The organism is Mycetocola sp., from assembly GCF_046716805.1.
GTDB lineage: Bacteria > Actinomycetota > Actinomycetes > Actinomycetales > Microbacteriaceae > Mycetocola_A.
This window is the reverse complement of sequence record NZ_JBKJWH010000002.1, coordinates 1-15,732: the sequence shown is the minus strand read 5'-3', so window position 1 is coordinate 15,732 and position 15,732 is coordinate 1. Positions and strand designations below refer to the sequence as shown.

The following is a 15,732-nucleotide window of genomic DNA, read 5'->3' as shown; positions in this document are numbered from 1 at the left end:
ACGAAGAGTTCGTCGTCGGTGTGATCCAGGGCGGTGCAGGAACCTCGACCAACATGAATGCCAACGAGGTGATCAGCAACGTCGCGCTTGAGATCGCCGGCCGGCCGAAAGGTGACTACGCGTTCATCTCACCGATCGACCACACCAACCGCAGCCAGTCGACTAACGACGTGTACCCGACGGCCATCAAGATCGCGCTGTCATTCTCGCTGCAGACGCTGCTCGACGAGCTCGCCCTCCTTCAGGATTCCTTCTCGCGCAAGTCCGCCGAGTTCCGACACCTCCTCAAAGTGGGACGGACCCAGTTGCAGGATGCCGTCCCGATGACATTGGGACAGGAATTTCACGGTTTCGCCACCACCCTGGGTGAAGACCATGCCAGACTCATCGAGACCCGGTGGCTGCTCGCCGAAATCTACCTCGGTGCGACCGCCATCGGAACAGGCATCACAGCGGATCCCCGTTACGCGGCGACCGTCGTCAGCCACCTCAACCGGATCACCGGCCTCAGTTGCGAAACAGCGCCAGACCTGATCGAGTCCACGAGCGACGCGGGCGGCTTCATGTCATTCAGCGGCACGCTCAAACGCTCCGCGATCAAGCTGTCGAAAATCTGCAACGACCTCCGTCTGCTGTCCAGCGGGCCTCAGGCCGGGTTCGGTGAGATCAACCTGCCGGCGGTGCAGGCCGGATCGAGCATCATGCCGGGCAAGGTCAACCCGGTCATTCCGGAGGTCGTCAACCAGGTCGCTTTCTCCGTTGTCGGCGCCGACATGACGGTGACGATGGCCGCCGAAGCAGGCCAGTTGCAGCTGAACGCCTTCGAGCCGGTCATCGCCCACTCACTGCTGCAGAGCATCACGTGGATGGCGCAGGCCTGCCACACCCTGCGGATCAACTGCATCGACGGCATCACCGCCAATGAGGAACGGCTCCAGACCATGGTCGGCTCCTCCGTCGGAGTCATCACCGCCCTGACGCCGTTCATCGGCTATTCAGCTGCGGCCGCACTCGCCAAGACGGCACTGCTCACCAAGCGCAATATCGCCGACCTCGTCGTCGAATCGGAGCTGATGACGCGCGACGAGGTGATGAAGCAGTTGTCACCGGCACGCCTGTCCGGTCTGGAATCGCTGACGACAGCCATTCCGATCCTCGACGGCACCGTTGAGCACAGCACCGAGGGCGAGGTTCACACCAGCCTCGAGGGGAGCGGGCAACCCTGACGGCAGCTCAGGTCATCCGGCAGTGGGTGGTGAGTTCACCGAGCCCCTCAACGGACACCGTCACCGTCGATCGGTCCCGGAGGAACACCTGCGGGTCACGGGAGTAACCGGCGCCTCCCGGGCTGCCCGTTGAGATGAGCGTGCCAGGGAGCAACGTCGCCGATCGGGACAGGTACGAGATCAGGGTCGCCACCGACCGGATCATCATCCCAGTCGACGAATCCTGCATGAGGTGACCATCGAGCACGGTGGTGATGTTGAGGTTCTGCGGGTCCGGAATTTCATCCCTCGTGACCACGCTCGGGCCGGTAGGGGTGAAGCCGTCGAAAGATTTGCACCTCGACCACTGCGCCTCCGAGTACTGGATGTCGCGTGCAGTGATGTCGTTGACGACCGTGTATCCGAAAACGTGATCGAGGGCATCCGCTTCTGAAACGTCCTTCGCGGCTTTGCCGATGATCACACCGAGTTCCGCTTCATAGTCGATCGCTTCGCTGAGCGCGCGCGGCCATGCCGTAGTGCTGTCGTGTCCTGTGAGGGAGTTCGGCCAGAGCGAGAACACCGTCGGTGCTTTGTCGGCCTTGAGATTCAATTCGGAGGAGTGGGCGGAGTAATTGAGGCCGATCGCGATGATCTGGGGGGTTCCGAGCACGGCCGAGGCGTGGCGCAGTCCGCCGATCGGCGTGAGTTCGACGCCCTGGCTGAGAGCCACGTGCGAGTGGCTGCGAACCCGTTGGAGTTCGTCGTCGCCGCGTTCGATCAGCCGCTGGAGGGTCTCGGGTGCCTCATCGAGGATTTCGTCGAGAAAGAGAGCACCGTCAGCCTGCACAAGTGCGAGTCGGACGGGGGAGCCGGTGTTCGCCTCATTGACGAAATGCGAGAATCTCACCGTCCTAGGCTAGCTGACCACCGGATGCCGGTTGACGCCTCGCGTCAGCGGCGCGCAGCGCTACTGTGTTCGCATGTCGTACTCGCCTTTCGAGCATCCGCAGCCCGTCCGCGCGCCCCACCCGGCCCGGCCCGTCTGGACCAGCCCGGTTCCTCCGAGCCCGATCGGCGGCATCCTCGGCATCCTCGGCGTCGTGGTTCTTGGCCTGGTGTTCCTGGTCGTCTTCGGCTATCTCACGCTCTTCCTCGGGCCAGGTGCTGTGGCCGTCGGGTTTTTCGCGGCACTGCTGCCTCTCGCGGTCGTGCTGGGCGCCGTCGCCTGGATCGATCGTTGGGAGCCTGAGCCGAGGCTGGCGCTTCTCTTCGCCTTTCTCTGGGGTGCAGCCGCGTCGGTGGCGATCGCCCTTCTTGTTGACCTGGGGGTTCAAGTCACCGCGCTTCTGACCACCGGGCAGGGAGCCGATGCCGTGCTCGGCGCAACAGTTCAGGCGCCGATCGTCGAGGAGGTTGCGAAGGGACTCGGGCTGCTGATCCTCTTCTTCGCGGTGCACAAGCACTTCTCGGGCCCGGTCGACGGTCTTGTGTACGCCATCGTCATCGCCGCGGGTTTCGCGTTCACCGAGAACATCCAGTACTTCGGACTGGCCCTGATCGAAGGCGGGGCGGATGAGCTGGGGCTGACCTTCTTCATGCGCGCCATCATGTCGCCCTTTGCCCACGCCACGTTCACGGCACTCACCGGTCTTGCTCTGGGCATCGCGGCTCGACGGCACGCCGGAGTCAGTGCCGTGGGCTATGCCGTGGTCGGTATGGTCGGCGCGATCCTGCTCCACGCTCTGTGGAACGGCGCGACGTTCCTTGTCACATCGCTCGAGTCGTACGCGTCGTACTTCGTCCTCGTGCAGGTCCCGATCTTCCTGGCACTGATTTTCATGACCGCGCTGGTGAGACGCCATGAGATCCGGCTGACACGGGCGAGGCTGGGCGAGTATGCGCGGGCGGGCTGGTTCACGCCGACCGAGGTGGAGATGCTGGCAACCTGGCCCGGACGCAGGCAAGCGCGTGCCTGGGCGAGGACGCTGCCCGGGAACCGGGGCGCCGCGATGACAGCCTTCACCCGGGATGCCACCCGACTGGCGATGACCCGCCAGCGGATGATCACGGGAAGGAACGAGCTCGTGCACCGCCGAACCGAAAGCGAACTTCTGGCCGCGGTGGCTTCCGCCAGGCAGCAACTTCTCGGGCGCTGACGGGGCATCCGTACAGGGAGAAATCCACCCGTTAACGAACTCATCGCCCTGTGCCGCGGCAGTGCCTGCAGGTCGACGGGGCGATGAGTTGTTCCGCCTCCAGCATGCACCGGAGTCGCCGAGAGTGCAAGGTTTTTCTCTCGCTCAGCCCCAGATGCGGAGAGCGTGAAACGCTGCGACGCTGCCGATACCGATCACCGACATGACGATGGCCCCGGGGGCGATTCCCCGTCTGAGCCGGCGCCCCTGCGGCGCCACGATGTTGAGGCGTGGATCGGAAACCCGTTCGTCCGCGTATCGCGCGGTCTGGCAGAGGGTCTTCGACCCGACGGTGTCGACGATCCGGTCGAGCCGCTGCCACACCGCCGGCTGCACCAGGTCGAACGGTTGGGTCGAGTAGACGAACATCCAGTCATCGACAATTTCGACGTCGAATGCGGATGACTCGTCGATCAGAAGCGCCATGAGGTCTGGCGTGAATACGTACAGCGCGTCGCGGCCGTACTCCGGAGGGCAGTAAAGCGTGAAGTGCCGGTCGAAGTCACCTTCCAGCGAGAGCACCGAGTCCTTGCCGAACCGGCGCGGAAGATTCGAGCCGAAGAGCAGGTTGTTGCTCCTCGCGTCGAGCACCATGTGCGGCAACCGGCGATCAAGTTGCAGGGCCAGGTAACCCCAGCGGTAAACGGTGCTGCCTTTGTCCCGCCTCACGGTGTAGCGGTAGTTGGCGGCCTCGAGGGGCCGGCCAGTGTCCGCCCGCACGGAGTCGTACACCGAGCGAAAAGTTCCGATGCCGAAGATCATCCCCGGATACGCGGGGTCGGGCAGGTGGCCCACGTAGGTCGACCTCCTGGCGGCGGCGAATTGCCTCAGTCTCAGGTGTTTGTCCCACGTTTTCGCTGTCCCGGTCCAGCTGCGCCAGGCAGTGCCCGCAAGCCCGGCGGCGATGGCCGTGAACAGCACGGGCACGGCCACCGTGCCGATACCCTCAGCTGCGGTGCCTCGCGTGAAAATTGAAGCGAAGACGGTGAAGAAGCTACCGAGAACGATGAACGCGACGATGCCACCGACAAGTGCGACAATGACGGTGAGCGGGGATACCGGCGCACGTGCGGTGTGGATCCAGCCGGAGGAACGGGCCCATCGACGAAATTCCTTCACCTCTTGTGGGGTCACTGGGCGGGTGAGGGCGGAGTAGTCTCGGTCGGTCACGCGCCGAGCCTATCGGCGTCCCGCTTTGACGCGTGGGCGGTGAAGGGGGTTGGATGGTCCCATGACCGAATCGCAGAACACCAAGCCCGAGATCGACGCCCCGGAGGGCCCAGCCCCCACCGAACTCGAGGTCGTAGACCTCATCGTCGGAGACGGCGACGAGGCGCAGGCCTCTTCCACCGTCAACGTGCACTACCTCGGCGTCTCGTACGACTCCGGCGACGAGTTCGACTCGTCCTGGAGCCGCGGCGAGTCGATCAACTTCCCGCTCCGCAACCTCATTGCGGGCTGGCAGGAAGGCATCCCCGGCATGAAAGTCGGCGGCCGCCGCAAGCTGACCGTCCCGCCGAGCCTCGCGTATGGTGCCGCGGGTGGCAACCACCCGCTGTCCGGCCAGACCTTGATTTTCATCATCGACCTCCTCGGTGTGAAGTAGCGCTTGAACGTCTCTGACCTCGTTCTCGAACGAAGCGACACGATCCCGGACTTTCCGAAGCCCGGGATCGTGTTCCGTGACCTGACGCCCGTTTTCGCCGACGCTGATGTGTTCACCGCGGTGATCGACGACATTGCGGCGCGTTTCGCGGGTCGCTTTGATGCTGTCGCCGGAGTCGAAGCGCGCGGGTTCCTCCTCGCGGCAGCACTCGCATACGCTGCCCGTGTTCCGCTTGTCGCGGTGCGGAAAGGCGGCAAGCTGCCGGGCGACGTCCTCACCGAGGACTACGCCCTCGAGTACGGCACCGCCACCCTCGAAATAAGACCAGGCCAGCTCGCCGCCGGCTCTCGCGTGCTGATCCTCGACGACGTGCTGGCGACCGGTGGCAGTTGCGGCGCCGCCGCTCGGCTGGTGGAACGTGCCGGATATGACGTGGCCGGCCTCGGCCTCGTGCTCGAGTTGCAGGGCCTCGGAGGCCGGGAACGGCTCGCCGAATACGACCTCTACGCCATCGTGGCTGAACCCGCCTGACCCCGCCTCACGCGGCGCGCCGGTGCGCGCGATGAACGCGTCAGCGCTCCGTGGCCCAGCTCACGATGTAAAGCACGATGGTGATCAGCGGGAAGAACCCCTGCACCGCCGCAGCGCGAAGCCGGCCAGGTCCGCTCGTCACCAACACGATCGCCGCAGCGAACATGCACGACACGGAAAACAGGCCAAGAGCGAAGCCGGCATCGGTCGCTCCCAGTCCGTAGAGCACGGAGCCGACGATCGCCCCGATCGCGAGAAACAGGTTGTAGTAGCCCTGGTTGTATGCGAACACCCTGGTGGTCTCGGCGTCCTCGGCGCTCACGAGTCCGAACCGCTTCCAGACGGCCGGCCGGGTCCACGCCAGTGACTCCCAGTAGAAGATGAGCACGTGGATCGCGGCCGACAGGGTCGCAGCGATCGTGATGAGGATGGCCATGTGGCCGAGCCTATTGCGCCGGGAATCCGTTTGTCAGCATTCCCGGCCGGATGTCGATGGCCGCACCGACGGCATCGAGCGCTGAGAAGAGATCGGTTGCGATGTCCTCGACGTGCTCGAGCCCGATCGACAACCTGACCATCCCAGCCCCCGGGCGTGCCTCCTCGGCAACGGGACGATGGGTGAGCGATGCCGGATGCTGGACGAGAGAGTCCACCCCGCCGAGCGACACCGCGTGGGTGACAAGGGTGCAGGCTTCGGTGAAGGCCCGGGCTGCGGCGAAACTGCCGAGGTCGAGGGCGAGGATCGATCCGGGGCCGGCGAGCTGGCGCCCGATCAAGCCGTTCGGGTCGCGACCGGGAAGCCCCGGGTACAGCACCTCGCGCACCCCAGGGTGCCCGTCGAGTCGCGCAGCGAGGAGAGAAGCGGTTTCCTGCTGCGCGCGAACGCGGACCGGCAGAGTTCGCAGGCCGCGGTGGAGGAGATACGCGGCGAACGGATGCAGCAGCCCGCCGGTGAGCGCACGCACCTGTCGGAGCCGGACCAGCCAGTCCTCGGGGCCGGCAATGACGCCGCCCATCACATCGCCGTGCCCTCCGAGGTACTTGGTTGCGCTGTGCATCACGAGAGTCGCACCGTGGCGAATCGGCTGCTGCAGCACGGGGGAAGCGAAGGTGTTGTCGACAAGAACGGGCACATCGCCGGCCTGAGCGACCACAGCGGCGATGTCGATCAGATCCAGGGTGGGGTTGGCTGGGGACTCGAGGATCACCAGACCGGTGTCCGGGCGGAGTGCCTTGGCGACCTCGCCGGGCGTACACCAGGTGACCGTCGTGCCGAGAAACCCGGACTCGAGAACATGGTCGGTCCCGCCGTACAACGGGCGGAGGGCGACGACATGGCGGGCACCCGCGCGGACGCCGGCGATCAGAACCGCGGAGAGGGCTGCCATCCCTGTGCTGAAGGCGACCGCGCCCTCTGCGCCTTCGAGAGCCGCCAGCGACTCCTCGAACCGGGCGACTCCCGGCTGCCAGAGTCGCTGGTAGACCGCAGAAGCCCCGTCAGCAAGCGGATGGCCCGTCGCCAGGTTCTCGTACGAGTCGCCGCCGGACTCGATCCCGGACAACGGGTTCGTGGTCGACAGGTCGATGGGGGGAACGTGGGTGCCCCGGTCGCGGAGATCGTCCATGCCGCCGTGGACCGCGAGGGTATCGAACCGTGCATCGTCATTGAGCATGCGGGAATCTCAGCATTTTCTTCGATCGCACACAAGGCCGGTAACAGGTACTCTGGGTATACGGCGTCTTCACCGCAGATGATGCACAGGCACGAGGGAAAACAGCAATGGAACCGAAGAAGCCACAGCTCGACAGCACCGATCGCGCTCTGCTCCGCGCCCTGTCGACGAACGCGAGGGCATCCGGATCCCAGCTGGCGACCGACCTCGGGCTCGCCGAGTCCACGGTGTCGCTCCGGTTGCGCCGGCTGCACCAGTCCGGCCACATCACCGGGTACCACGCGGACATCGACCTGGCCGTTCTCGGCGCTCCGCTCCAGGCCCTCATCGCCGTGCAGCTCGCCCAGCACAACCGCGCGGACATTCAGAAATTCCGGCGTGAAGCGCTCGCCTGGCCCGGCGTGCTGTCGATGTTCCACATGGGCGGGCGTGATGACTACCTCATGCACGTCGCCGCGCGCAGCACGGCCGACCTCCGCGAATTCGTCGTTCAGTACCTGACCGGACACCCGGCCGTCGCTCACACCGAGACGAACCTCGTCTTCGAACACGCGGCCGGGACCGGCTGGCAGCAACTCCTCGCCTGAGTCTCACCGCCGGACCCTGAGCCGACCAGCGGGGGAGGGAATGTCTCGCGAGGGTGGCACCTTGGACTCAGGGAAAGGTTGTGTGTGTGAAACTCTCTGTTCTCGATCTCGTCCCTGTCCGTTCCCGGCAATCCTCCGCTGAGGCGCTCGCCGCCACTCTTGAGCTGGCGCGCGCCGCCGATGACCTTGGCTATGAGCGCTACTGGGTAGCTGAGCATCACAACATGCCGTCGGTCGCGTCGACGAACCCGGCGGTGATCATCGGGATCCTTGCTGCCCACACGAAGCGGATCCGGGTCGGATCCGGCGGTGTGATGCTTCCCAACCACGCGCCGCTTGTCGTCGCGGAACAGTTCGCGCTTCTGGAGGCCGCGACTCCTGGACGGATCGACCTCGGTCTCGGCAGAGCCCCGGGCAGCGACCCGGTGGTCACCGCCGTGCTGAACCGCTCTGGCGCAACCAGCGATGTGAACAGCTTCCCGAATTACGTCAGCGACATCGCGACCCTGCTCAGCGATGAAGGCGCGACCGTCCGGCTCACCAGCGGCACCGAGTATGAGTTGCGGGCGACCCCCGCAGCGACGAGCTCACCCGACATGTGGCTGCTCGGCTCGAGCGACTATTCGGCAACCCTCGCCGCCTCCCTCGGCCTCCCGTACGTCTTCGCCCATCACTTCGCCGGGGCCGGGGCCGAACGCGCCCTGGAAATCTACCGGAGCCAGTTCCGGGCGTCGCACCTGCTCGACGCACCACGCACGTTCGTGACCGCGAACGTGGTCGTCGCGCCCACGGCATCCGAGGCACACGCGTTGGCCCTGCCCAACCTGCAGCACATGGCCCGGCTGCGCACCAACGAGCCCCTCGGCCGGCTGGCGACGGTGGAAGAGGCACAGGCAACGACGATGACCGCGCTGCAGGACGAGTTCATCGCTGCGTCCCTGGGCAGCTGGATCATCGACGAACCTGTTGGCGCCGCCCGCCGGGTCCGGGAACTCGCGAGGCGCTTCGACGTGGACGAAGTGATGGTGTCGCCCGGTGCCTCGGCTTTCGACGCCGAACCGGCCGACCGGACCCCCGGGCGGGTTCGCACCCTTCGCCTGCTCGCCGAGGAGTTCGAGAACGACACAGCCGCTTGACGCACGGCCGCGGCGCACACGCGGGAGAATGAACAGATGAGCGAAACCGAAAGCCCGAATTCGCGGCTGTCCCGCCTGGATGCCCTTCCGTTCACGCGAGAGCACCGAAAGCTCCTCGTCGGCTCCGGCATGGGCTGGGCGCTCGACGCGATGGATGTCGGGCTCATCTCGTTCGTCCTCGCCCAGTTGGCGGTGACGTGGAGCCTGACCGGGACCGAACTCAGCTGGATCGCGTCATCGGGCTTCATCGGGATGGCGATCGGCGCGAGCCTCGGAGGGCTTCTCGCCGACCGGTTCGGGCGGCGCCAGGTCTTCGCTGTCACCTTGCTGATCTTCGGCATCGCCACCGGTGCGTCTGCGCTCGCCTGGTCGGTCGGGGTGCTGATCGCCCTGCGGTTCCTCGTCGGCCTCGGCCTCGGGGCGGAACTCCCCGTAGCTTCGACCCTCGTGTCCGAGTTCGCGCCGCCGCGCATCCGCGGTCGGGTCATCGTGCTGCTCGAAGCGTTCTGGGCCGTCGGCTGGACGCTCGCGGCGGTCATCGGTTTCGTCGTCGTTCCGGCAAGCGCTGAAGGGTGGCGCTGGGCGCTGGCCATCGGTGCGGTCCCTGCCCTGTACGCCGCCTTCGTGCGGTTCGGGCTGCCGGAGTCGGTTCGGTTCCTCGAGTCACGGGGCCGGGCGGCCGAAGCCGAGAGAACCGTTCGGCGATTCGAACGGTCCGCCGGCGTGCAAGCGCCGGAACAGCCGGCCGCGATCGTCGATGTCCCGGCCCAGCCGCGGCTTGACGCCGGCCGCCAGGTGGCGGCGCTGTGGGCGCGGCCGCACCGTGTCCAGACGGCGGCGCTCTGGCTGGTCTGGTTCTGCGTGAACTTCGCCTACTACGGCGCGTTCGTCTGGCTGCCGACAATTCTCGTGGCATCCGGTTTCTCGCTTGTCCGATCATTCGGCTACACGCTCATCATCACCCTCGCGCAGCTGCCCGGCTACCTCGTCGCCGCCTGGCTGGTCGAGAAATGGGGGAGGAACAAGACACTTGCGGTGTTCCTCACCGGGTCCGCCGTCTCTGCCGTGCTGTTCGGGCTCGCCGGTGCTGAATGGCAGGTGATCGGCGCCGGCATGCTGCTGTCATTCTTCAACCTCGGCGCGTGGGGTGCCCTCTATGCCGTGACCCCGGAGCTGTATCCGACCGCGCTTCGCGGAACGGGTTCGGGCTGGGCGGCCGGTGTCGGGCGGATCGCGTCGATCCTCGCCCCGCTGGCCGTGCCGATGCTCACCGGGGTCGGCGGCAACGTCCTGCTGTTCAGCGTGTTCGCCGTCTTCTTCCTCGTTGCGGCGGGGGCCGCCCTGACGCTCGCCGACAAACGCGGGAAGTCCCTCGACGATGTCGTGCCGCCGGAGCTGGCCCGCGTCTGAAGTCAGCGGCCGTTGCGGGGCGGATGTGTGGAGTGAGGTCCGCGTTCCTGCTCATCCCGTTCGCGGACCAGGTCGACGAGCTCACGCCAAGGCCCGGTCAGGCGCTGTTCGGGGATGATCACTTCGCGCGGCCCGGGAACGACCGGCTCGCTGGGTCCCGCGGTGCCCTGTCGGTCGTCCTGTGCAGTCTTTCGGGGTTCGTAGTTGATCCGGTACAGGTAGCGGTCGGGTTGCGGTGGTTCCTGGGGCAGGTCGTCCCACGGCAGACGCCGGAGCAGGAGAATCCACGCCTCCTCGTCGGGTTCGCGCTCGACGAATACCTGCCAGCGGCGGGCGATTCCCGCGAATCCGCCGCTTCGAGTCACGGTCACCTTCATGCCCGCGATCGTACTCCGCTCAGTCCGTGACGCCTACCTCCCGCCACGCCTAGCGGACGGCGTCAGCCTCGGGTGAGTGCTGGCCGTAAAGCCGGCCGGCCACCGCCGTCGTGGCGTCGGCGAAGCCGAGGAAGTCGGTGGTCGCCTTGATTTCGGTGGTCACGGTTTCGTACCAGATCCGGCCCGCGCGATCCCACGCGTTGCCTCCGATACCCGCAGCGGCGAGGTAGAAAGCGCGATTGGGGATGCCGGAGTTGATGTGCACCCCGCCGTAGTCGTCATCCGTTTCGACGAAGTCGTTCATGTGCCCAGGCTGGGGATCCTTGCCGAGCACGTCATCGTCGTATGCGGTGCCAGGAGCTTTCAGGGAGCGCAGTGCCGTGCCCTGCACGTCATCGGTGAAGATGCCCTCGCCGATGAGCCAGCTCGCCTCGCTCACGTTCTGCCCGAGCGAGTGTTGTTCGACGAGGGCCCCGAACACGTCGGACACCGACTCGTTGAGTGCACCGGACTGGCCTGAATAGACCAGGTTGGCGGTGTACTGGATGAATCCGTGGGTCAGCTCGTGGCCGATCACGCTGAGAGAGCGGGTGAACCCGGCGAACACCTGTCCGTCGCCGTCTCCGAACACCATGCGGCTGCCGTCCCAGAAAGCGTTGTCATACGCGTTGCCGTAGTGCACGGTCGCTTCGAGTGGGAGCCCGGCGCCGTCGATGGACGCACGGGAGTACACCGCCCAGAAGAGCGCGTGGGTGAGGCCGAGACCGTCGTACGCTTCGTTGACGGTGGCGTCGCGGTGCGGGGGTTCACCCTCGCTGCGGACGAGGCGACCGGGCAGGATTTCTGTGCCGGCGGCATCCGACACGAAGCGGTTCGGTGTCGAGAGGTCGGCGGTCGGGGACGCTCTCGGTCGCACGGGCGAACGCATCGTTGTCGGCTCGCCCGGCCGGACGGCGTGAAAGACATGCTCGCTTTCGAGGGCCCGCTGAGCCGCATGGCGTGCGTGCTGTAACCGCGGGTCTTCAAGCGTTGCCAGATGTGCGAGCAGATACGGCGGCACGATGAAGCATCGATGCGCGGCAGCGGATGCTACGGGTGCGGTCGGTGTCGGGATCGGTCGCGTTGTCATACCGGAATTCTCACACCCGCCCCCGACAGAGGGGGTAACCGGGGCGGCGGGGCGAGCAGATCCGGTCGACCGTAGACTCGGGCGCATGCGATGTGGAATCACGATCCTGCCGCAGGATCCCTGGCCCGAAGCCCGACGCAAATGGGCGGCCGCCGAAGAGTACGGTTTCGACGCCGCCTGGACCTACGACCACCTGTCCTGGCGCACGCTCGCCGATGAGCCATGGCACGCCACCATTCCGACACTCACGGCTGCGGCTCTCGTCACGGGCACGATCGGGTTGGGGGTGATCGTCGCTTCGCCGAATTTTCGGCATCCGGTGCCATTCGCGAAGGAGATCGCAACTCTCGACGACATCGCCGGTGGCCGGCTTCGGCTGGGAATCGGGGCCGGTGGTACCGGTTTCGACGCGTTCGTGCTTGGCCTGCCCGAGCTGTCGCCCGGGGAACGCCACGAACGGTTCGCTGAGTTCGTGTCTTCGCTCGACCTGCTCTTGCGGCACGAACTGCCCCACAGCGGTGGCGTGAGCGTCGACGGCGACTGGTTCACCGCTGTGAACGCACGCATGGTGGGGGCCCCGGCGCAGCACCCCCGGGTGCCGTTCGTGGTCGCCGCGAACGGTCCGAAGGGAATGCGCGTCGCGGCCGAATACGGTCAGGGCTGGGTGACGACCGGTAAGGACGGTGACGTGGACGAGGGATGGTGGACGTCGGTCGCGGATGCCGCCGGCCGCTTCGAGGACGCCGCGGTCTCCGTCGGCACGGACCCGCTGTCTGTGGACCGCTACCTCATGATCGACTCCGGCGGGTCGTACGCGCTGGAGAGCATCGGCCGTTTCGACGACTCGGTCGGCCGGGCTGCCGACCTCGGTTTCACCGACGTGATCACGCACTGGCCGAGAGCTGCCGGCGTCTATGCCGGGTCGGAAAGCATCCTCGACGAGGTTGCGGCCCGCCTGCCTGGTCTGCGCTGAGCGCGCAGATAGGAGATCGCACGATTGTCAGGATCGAATCCCGGTTTCTCTCCTGCCAACCGTGTGATCTCCTGCAAACCGTTCGACGCCGGTCACGAACGGATCGCCGCCGCGGCATCCGTAAGCTGAACGGATGAACCTCCTCGACGGACGGCGTGCCGCATTCGCATCAGCCGCGTTGACGGATGCCGCCGGCCGCGTGATTGCGACGGCGACATCGACCCTTCTCGTGTTCGAGCGGAGCGTTTAGCCGCTCTTCCGGCGGAACTCCCGCTGGTGCGACACAGGACCGTGGGTCGAGTGAATCGACGACTCGCCGTCGAGGTGGTCGGTGCCCTTGCCCTCTGACCGTTGCTTCTTGCGTTCGAGAGCTTCGCGGAACTTGCGTTTGGTCTCCTCCGACGCATGGGTGTCGTCGGCGTCGGGTGCTGGAATTTCGGTACTCATGGTGTCCTCAAGATCTTCGGAATGTCGTCCAGTGTAGGCACGTATAGCCTCCGTCTCCATCCCGTTCGTCGATTCGCGAGTCGACTCTGCGTCACCGCGCCATGCCGAGCGTGCCCAACAGATCCTCCAGGGCCGCCGCAACGAGCGTCGGCTCCGTCAGCATCAGCAGGTGGCCGCCGGGAAGGGTCTTCACGGGCCACGCCGAGCTCGCTGCCGCCTCCCGTTCCCGCTGGTAGGTGTCACCGAACGCGAGGTAGGCGGCCGGGCGGTGCGTCCACCCGGCGGCCACGGGCATCCGATGGGCGAAGTAGGAGAGGGGTAGCCGCACCTGTTCGGCGGCGACGGTGTCGCGCGTCGTGGCATCCGGGAACAGGTCGGCCAGCTCGGCGTCTCCCCACCACTCCGTCCAGGGTGGCAGGAGGCCTTCGCTGTCGGCCAGTCCGGCGAGCATCCGGTACAGCCCCGGAGGTGCCATCGGAGTGGAGCCGGTCGCCGGCGGCAGGGCAGCGTCGACGAACACGGTGCCAACCACGCGGCGGCGCTCGCCGAGTTCCGGTACATACAGGCCCGCATTGCTGTGCGGCATCACAACGTACTCGGCGGCCTCGGACAGAGCGTGCTCCCAGTGAGCAAGCACGTCCGCTGGGCTCCGGATCCGGCCGAACGGCGGCGGAATCGCGACGGTCCAGCCGCGATCGGCGAGCAGAAAGCCGACGGCGGCCCACACCGCGGGCCCCAACAGCGGACTGGGCAGGAACGCCAGCGTCGTCGTCATGGCCGGGACGCTCCTCCACTCGAACGCACAACAGGGGAGCAGGTGCGAGGGCGGCACTTTTCTCCTGTTGGGCGCACATCGGCGGCAACTGATCCGGTTGAGCGTGCTGACGACACCCGCCGCAACACGATCACGGCCAGAGCAGGCCGCGCTCCCAGGCACGGTTGTGAAGCCGGTACTGGAGGCGAACGTGAGCCCGGTCGGGGGAGGCCTGCCAGAACTCGACGGTGTCGGCGGCGACCGCCCACGTGTTCCAGGTGCGGGCCACCAGGCGAGGATTCTCGGCGAGGCGGGCAACGGCATCCGCGTACGCAGCGGCGTACTCTTCCCGTGAGCCGAGCGGTTCGCTCTGGTGCCCCACGAACGCCGCGGCGCGCGACTCGGGCGGCCGGGCGAGGAAGTCGGCCTCGCCATCTGCCTGCGGCAGTTGGCGGACGGGACCGGTGACCCGCACCTGCCGGCCGAGCGCGGGCCAGAAGAAGGTGAGAGCCGCGAACGGGTTCGCCCCCAGGTCGCGTGCCTTGACGCCGTCATCGCGCGACGCGAACACCCAGCCACGTTCGTCGATGTCCTTGAGGATGAGCGTTCGCGCTGTGACGACACCGTCCGGCCCGCTCGTCGACAGGGTCATGGCATGCGGAGCGAGCACGCCGGCGTCGATGGCCTGGCTCAGCCAGCCCTCGAAGAGATCGACCGGATCCTCCGGTGCCTCACCCACGCCAAACGCCGGAAGGTCGTCCGGAAAGCTGGGCACCGACCGCAGCAGAGAGGGAAGAAGGTGGCTCATGGCATCCCTTTCGGACGGTGATCACACGACGGAGCTCGTTCCGACTGAACGGGTACACCCTAGCGCCGACCGGGGCAGCGAAACCTGCTAAACTCTTGAGGTTGCCGTCCAACGGCCGCGGATAAAGAGAGCCTGCACATCCTGTGACGGGCACCGCGCAACGAGAGAAAAGGGGATTCACCTATGGCACTTGAAGGCGAAGCCAAGAAGGCGATCATCGAAGCGTACGCAACTCACCCCGGTGACACCGGATCCCCCGAGGTCCAGATCGCCGTGATGACCCAGCGGATCAAGGATCTCACCGAGCACCTCAAAGAGCACAAGCACGACCACCACTCACGTCGTGGCCTGCTTCTGCTCGTCGGTCAGCGTCGCCGCCTGCTTGGCTACCTGGCTGATGTCGACATCAACCGTTACCGCTCGCTCATCGAGCGTCTCGGACTGCGTCGCTAATCTCAGTCTCAGAGACCAAAATTCTCGAGAACGGGCCTTTCACCGCGAGGTGAACGGCCCGTTTTTTATACCCGGATGCCGCCGGTCGCGAGGCTCACAGCCGGTACAGTCGCGCTTCCCACGGACGCAGGGGAGAGTCGGCTTCGACGGGATAGTTCCCGAGCATCAGCTCGGCCGGACCGATGTCGACGGGAAGCGCGCCGTCGAACGGTTCGTCCGACACGTTCGCGACCACCGCGAGGACTTCTGATCCATGCGTGCGGGTGAACACATACAGCGTCGGGTGTGACGGCTCGAGCAGTTCGAATCTGCCGAGGGCGACCGTCTCGCTCTCGTGCCTGAGGGCGATGAGCTTGCGGTAGAAGTCGAAAGCGCTCGAACCGGACGCCCGATCCGCCTCGGCGTTGAGCTCGGTGTAATTCGGGTTCACGGCGATCCACGGGGT

19 protein-coding genes are annotated in these 15,732 nt (G+C 66.3%); 9 read left to right on the top strand and 10 right to left on the bottom strand.

The features are described from left to right. On the top strand, positions 1 to 1,226 hold a 1,226-nt coding region (locus ACLQ62_RS00155; RefSeq protein ID WP_411719632.1), incomplete at its 5' end, for an aspartate ammonia-lyase. Positions 1,227 to 1,233: 7 nt separating this feature from the next. Here ACLQ62_RS00155 and ACLQ62_RS00150 read toward each other — a convergent pair. Further along, positions 1,234 to 2,115, bottom strand: a complete 882-nt coding sequence (locus ACLQ62_RS00150) for a fumarylacetoacetate hydrolase family protein (RefSeq protein ID WP_411719631.1) — start codon at positions 2,113 to 2,115, stop codon at positions 1,234 to 1,236. A 73-nt stretch (positions 2,116 to 2,188) separates the two neighbouring features. Here ACLQ62_RS00150 and ACLQ62_RS00145 point away from each other — a divergent pair, with 73 nt between their 5' ends. Beyond that, on the top strand, positions 2,189 to 3,364 hold the full coding sequence (locus ACLQ62_RS00145) for a PrsW family intramembrane metalloprotease (protein WP_411719630.1): 1,176 nt from the start codon (positions 2,189 to 2,191) through the stop codon (positions 3,362 to 3,364). A gap of 144 nt (positions 3,365 to 3,508) precedes the next feature. On the opposite strand, the gene ACLQ62_RS00140 is transcribed toward ACLQ62_RS00145, so the two are convergent. After that, positions 3,509 to 4,573, bottom strand: coding sequence for a hypothetical protein (locus ACLQ62_RS00140; RefSeq protein ID WP_411719629.1), 1,065 nt, complete (start codon positions 4,571 to 4,573; stop codon positions 3,509 to 3,511). A gap of 61 nt (positions 4,574 to 4,634) precedes the next feature. Between ACLQ62_RS00140 and ACLQ62_RS00135 the strand changes: the two genes are divergently transcribed. Beyond that, the gene (locus tag ACLQ62_RS00135; RefSeq protein ID WP_411719628.1) at positions 4,635 to 5,009 is read left to right on the top strand and encodes an FKBP-type peptidyl-prolyl cis-trans isomerase; all 375 of its coding nucleotides are present in this window, start codon (positions 4,635 to 4,637) and stop codon (positions 5,007 to 5,009) included. A 3-nt stretch (positions 5,010 to 5,012) separates the two neighbouring features. Next, a complete protein-coding gene (locus tag ACLQ62_RS00130) occupies positions 5,013 to 5,540 on the top strand; it encodes an adenine phosphoribosyltransferase (protein WP_411719627.1) in 528 nt (175 codons plus the stop codon). A 40-nt stretch (positions 5,541 to 5,580) separates the two neighbouring features. On the opposite strand, the gene ACLQ62_RS00125 is transcribed toward ACLQ62_RS00130, so the two are convergent. After that, positions 5,581 to 5,976, bottom strand: coding sequence for a DUF1304 domain-containing protein (locus tag ACLQ62_RS00125; protein ID WP_411719626.1), 396 nt, complete (start codon positions 5,974 to 5,976; stop codon positions 5,581 to 5,583). A 10-nt stretch (positions 5,977 to 5,986) separates the two neighbouring features. Continuing rightward, on the bottom strand, positions 5,987 to 7,213 hold the full coding sequence (locus ACLQ62_RS00120) for a trans-sulfuration enzyme family protein (RefSeq protein WP_411719625.1): 1,227 nt from the start codon (positions 7,211 to 7,213) through the stop codon (positions 5,987 to 5,989). 107 nt (positions 7,214 to 7,320) lie between these two features. On the opposite strand from ACLQ62_RS00120, the gene ACLQ62_RS00115 reads away from it, so the two are divergent. The 3 genes from ACLQ62_RS00115 (at position 7,321) to ACLQ62_RS00105 (ending at position 10,346) form a co-directional block, all read left to right on the top strand. Next, positions 7,321 to 7,800, top strand: a complete 480-nt coding sequence (locus tag ACLQ62_RS00115; RefSeq protein ID WP_411719624.1) for an Lrp/AsnC family transcriptional regulator — start codon at positions 7,321 to 7,323, stop codon at positions 7,798 to 7,800. 86 nt (positions 7,801 to 7,886) lie between these two features. Continuing rightward, positions 7,887 to 8,936 carry an LLM class flavin-dependent oxidoreductase gene (locus tag ACLQ62_RS00110; protein ID WP_411719623.1) on the top strand — a complete coding sequence of 350 codons (1,050 nt, stop codon included), beginning with the start codon at positions 7,887 to 7,889 and terminating at the stop codon, positions 8,934 to 8,936. Positions 8,937 to 8,972: 36 nt separating this feature from the next. Then, positions 8,973 to 10,346, top strand: a complete 1,374-nt coding sequence (locus ACLQ62_RS00105) for an MFS transporter (protein ID WP_411719622.1) — start codon at positions 8,973 to 8,975, stop codon at positions 10,344 to 10,346. 2 nt (positions 10,347 to 10,348) lie between these two features. Here ACLQ62_RS00105 and ACLQ62_RS00100 read toward each other — a convergent pair whose 3' ends face one another. Then, on the bottom strand, positions 10,349 to 10,723 hold the full coding sequence (locus ACLQ62_RS00100; RefSeq protein WP_411719621.1) for a protealysin inhibitor emfourin: 375 nt from the start codon (positions 10,721 to 10,723) through the stop codon (positions 10,349 to 10,351). Between the two features lie 49 nt (positions 10,724 to 10,772). Then, on the bottom strand, positions 10,773 to 11,852 hold the full coding sequence (locus ACLQ62_RS00095; protein ID WP_411719620.1) for a M4 family metallopeptidase: 1,080 nt from the start codon (positions 11,850 to 11,852) through the stop codon (positions 10,773 to 10,775). 85 nt (positions 11,853 to 11,937) lie between these two features. Between ACLQ62_RS00095 and ACLQ62_RS00090 the strand changes: the two genes are divergently transcribed. Further along, a complete protein-coding gene (locus ACLQ62_RS00090; protein ID WP_411719619.1) occupies positions 11,938 to 12,825 on the top strand; it encodes an LLM class flavin-dependent oxidoreductase in 888 nt (295 codons plus the stop codon). Between the two features lie 246 nt (positions 12,826 to 13,071). Here the strand turns inward: ACLQ62_RS00090 and ACLQ62_RS00085 are convergent, their stop codons facing one another. From ACLQ62_RS00085 to ACLQ62_RS00075, 3 genes are all read right to left on the bottom strand, one after another. Beyond that, positions 13,072 to 13,272: a DUF5302 domain-containing protein gene (locus tag ACLQ62_RS00085; RefSeq protein WP_411719618.1), complete on the bottom strand. Its 201-nt coding sequence runs from the start codon at positions 13,270 to 13,272 to the stop codon at positions 13,072 to 13,074. Positions 13,273 to 13,363: 91 nt separating this feature from the next. After that, on the bottom strand, positions 13,364 to 14,047 hold the full coding sequence (locus tag ACLQ62_RS00080; protein WP_411719617.1) for a hypothetical protein: 684 nt from the start codon (positions 14,045 to 14,047) through the stop codon (positions 13,364 to 13,366). Positions 14,048 to 14,177: 130 nt separating this feature from the next. Beyond that, positions 14,178 to 14,834, bottom strand: coding sequence for a pyridoxal 5'-phosphate synthase (locus ACLQ62_RS00075; RefSeq protein WP_411719616.1), 657 nt, complete (start codon positions 14,832 to 14,834; stop codon positions 14,178 to 14,180). A 183-nt stretch (positions 14,835 to 15,017) separates the two neighbouring features. On the opposite strand from ACLQ62_RS00075, the gene rpsO reads away from it, so the two are divergent. After that, positions 15,018 to 15,287, top strand: coding sequence for a 30S ribosomal protein S15 (gene rpsO, locus ACLQ62_RS00070; RefSeq protein WP_090710911.1), 270 nt, complete (start codon positions 15,018 to 15,020; stop codon positions 15,285 to 15,287). Between the two features lie 94 nt (positions 15,288 to 15,381). On the opposite strand, the gene ACLQ62_RS00065 is transcribed toward rpsO, so the two are convergent. After that, on the bottom strand, positions 15,382 to 15,732 hold a 351-nt coding region (locus ACLQ62_RS00065), incomplete at its 5' end, for a DUF3459 domain-containing protein (RefSeq protein ID WP_411719615.1).

Coding starts and splice junctions, on each gene's coding strand:
- ACLQ62_RS00145 (WP_411719630.1), top strand. CDS start 2,189: ATGTCGTACTCGCCTTTCGAGCATCCGCAGCCCGTCCGCGCGCCCCAC.
- ACLQ62_RS00135 (WP_411719628.1), top strand. CDS start 4,635: ATGACCGAATCGCAGAACACCAAGCCCGAGATCGACGCCCCGGAGGGC.
- ACLQ62_RS00125 (WP_411719626.1), bottom strand. CDS start 5,976: ATGGCCATCCTCATCACGATCGCTGCGACCCTGTCGGCCGCGATCCAC.
- ACLQ62_RS00120 (WP_411719625.1), bottom strand. CDS start 7,213: ATGCTCAATGACGATGCACGGTTCGATACCCTCGCGGTCCACGGCGGC.
- ACLQ62_RS00115 (WP_411719624.1), top strand. CDS start 7,321: ATGGAACCGAAGAAGCCACAGCTCGACAGCACCGATCGCGCTCTGCTC.
- ACLQ62_RS00105 (WP_411719622.1), top strand. CDS start 8,973: ATGAGCGAAACCGAAAGCCCGAATTCGCGGCTGTCCCGCCTGGATGCC.
- ACLQ62_RS00100 (WP_411719621.1), bottom strand. CDS start 10,723: ATGAAGGTGACCGTGACTCGAAGCGGCGGATTCGCGGGAATCGCCCGC.
- ACLQ62_RS00095 (WP_411719620.1), bottom strand. CDS start 11,852: ATGACAACGCGACCGATCCCGACACCGACCGCACCCGTAGCATCCGCT.
- ACLQ62_RS00090 (WP_411719619.1), top strand. CDS start 11,938: ATGCGATGTGGAATCACGATCCTGCCGCAGGATCCCTGGCCCGAAGCC.
- ACLQ62_RS00085 (WP_411719618.1), bottom strand. CDS start 13,272: ATGAGTACCGAAATTCCAGCACCCGACGCCGACGACACCCATGCGTCG.
- ACLQ62_RS00080 (WP_411719617.1), bottom strand. CDS start 14,047: ATGACGACGACGCTGGCGTTCCTGCCCAGTCCGCTGTTGGGGCCCGCG.
- ACLQ62_RS00075 (WP_411719616.1), bottom strand. CDS start 14,834: ATGAGCCACCTTCTTCCCTCTCTGCTGCGGTCGGTGCCCAGCTTTCCG.
- rpsO (WP_090710911.1), top strand. CDS start 15,018: ATGGCACTTGAAGGCGAAGCCAAGAAGGCGATCATCGAAGCGTACGCA.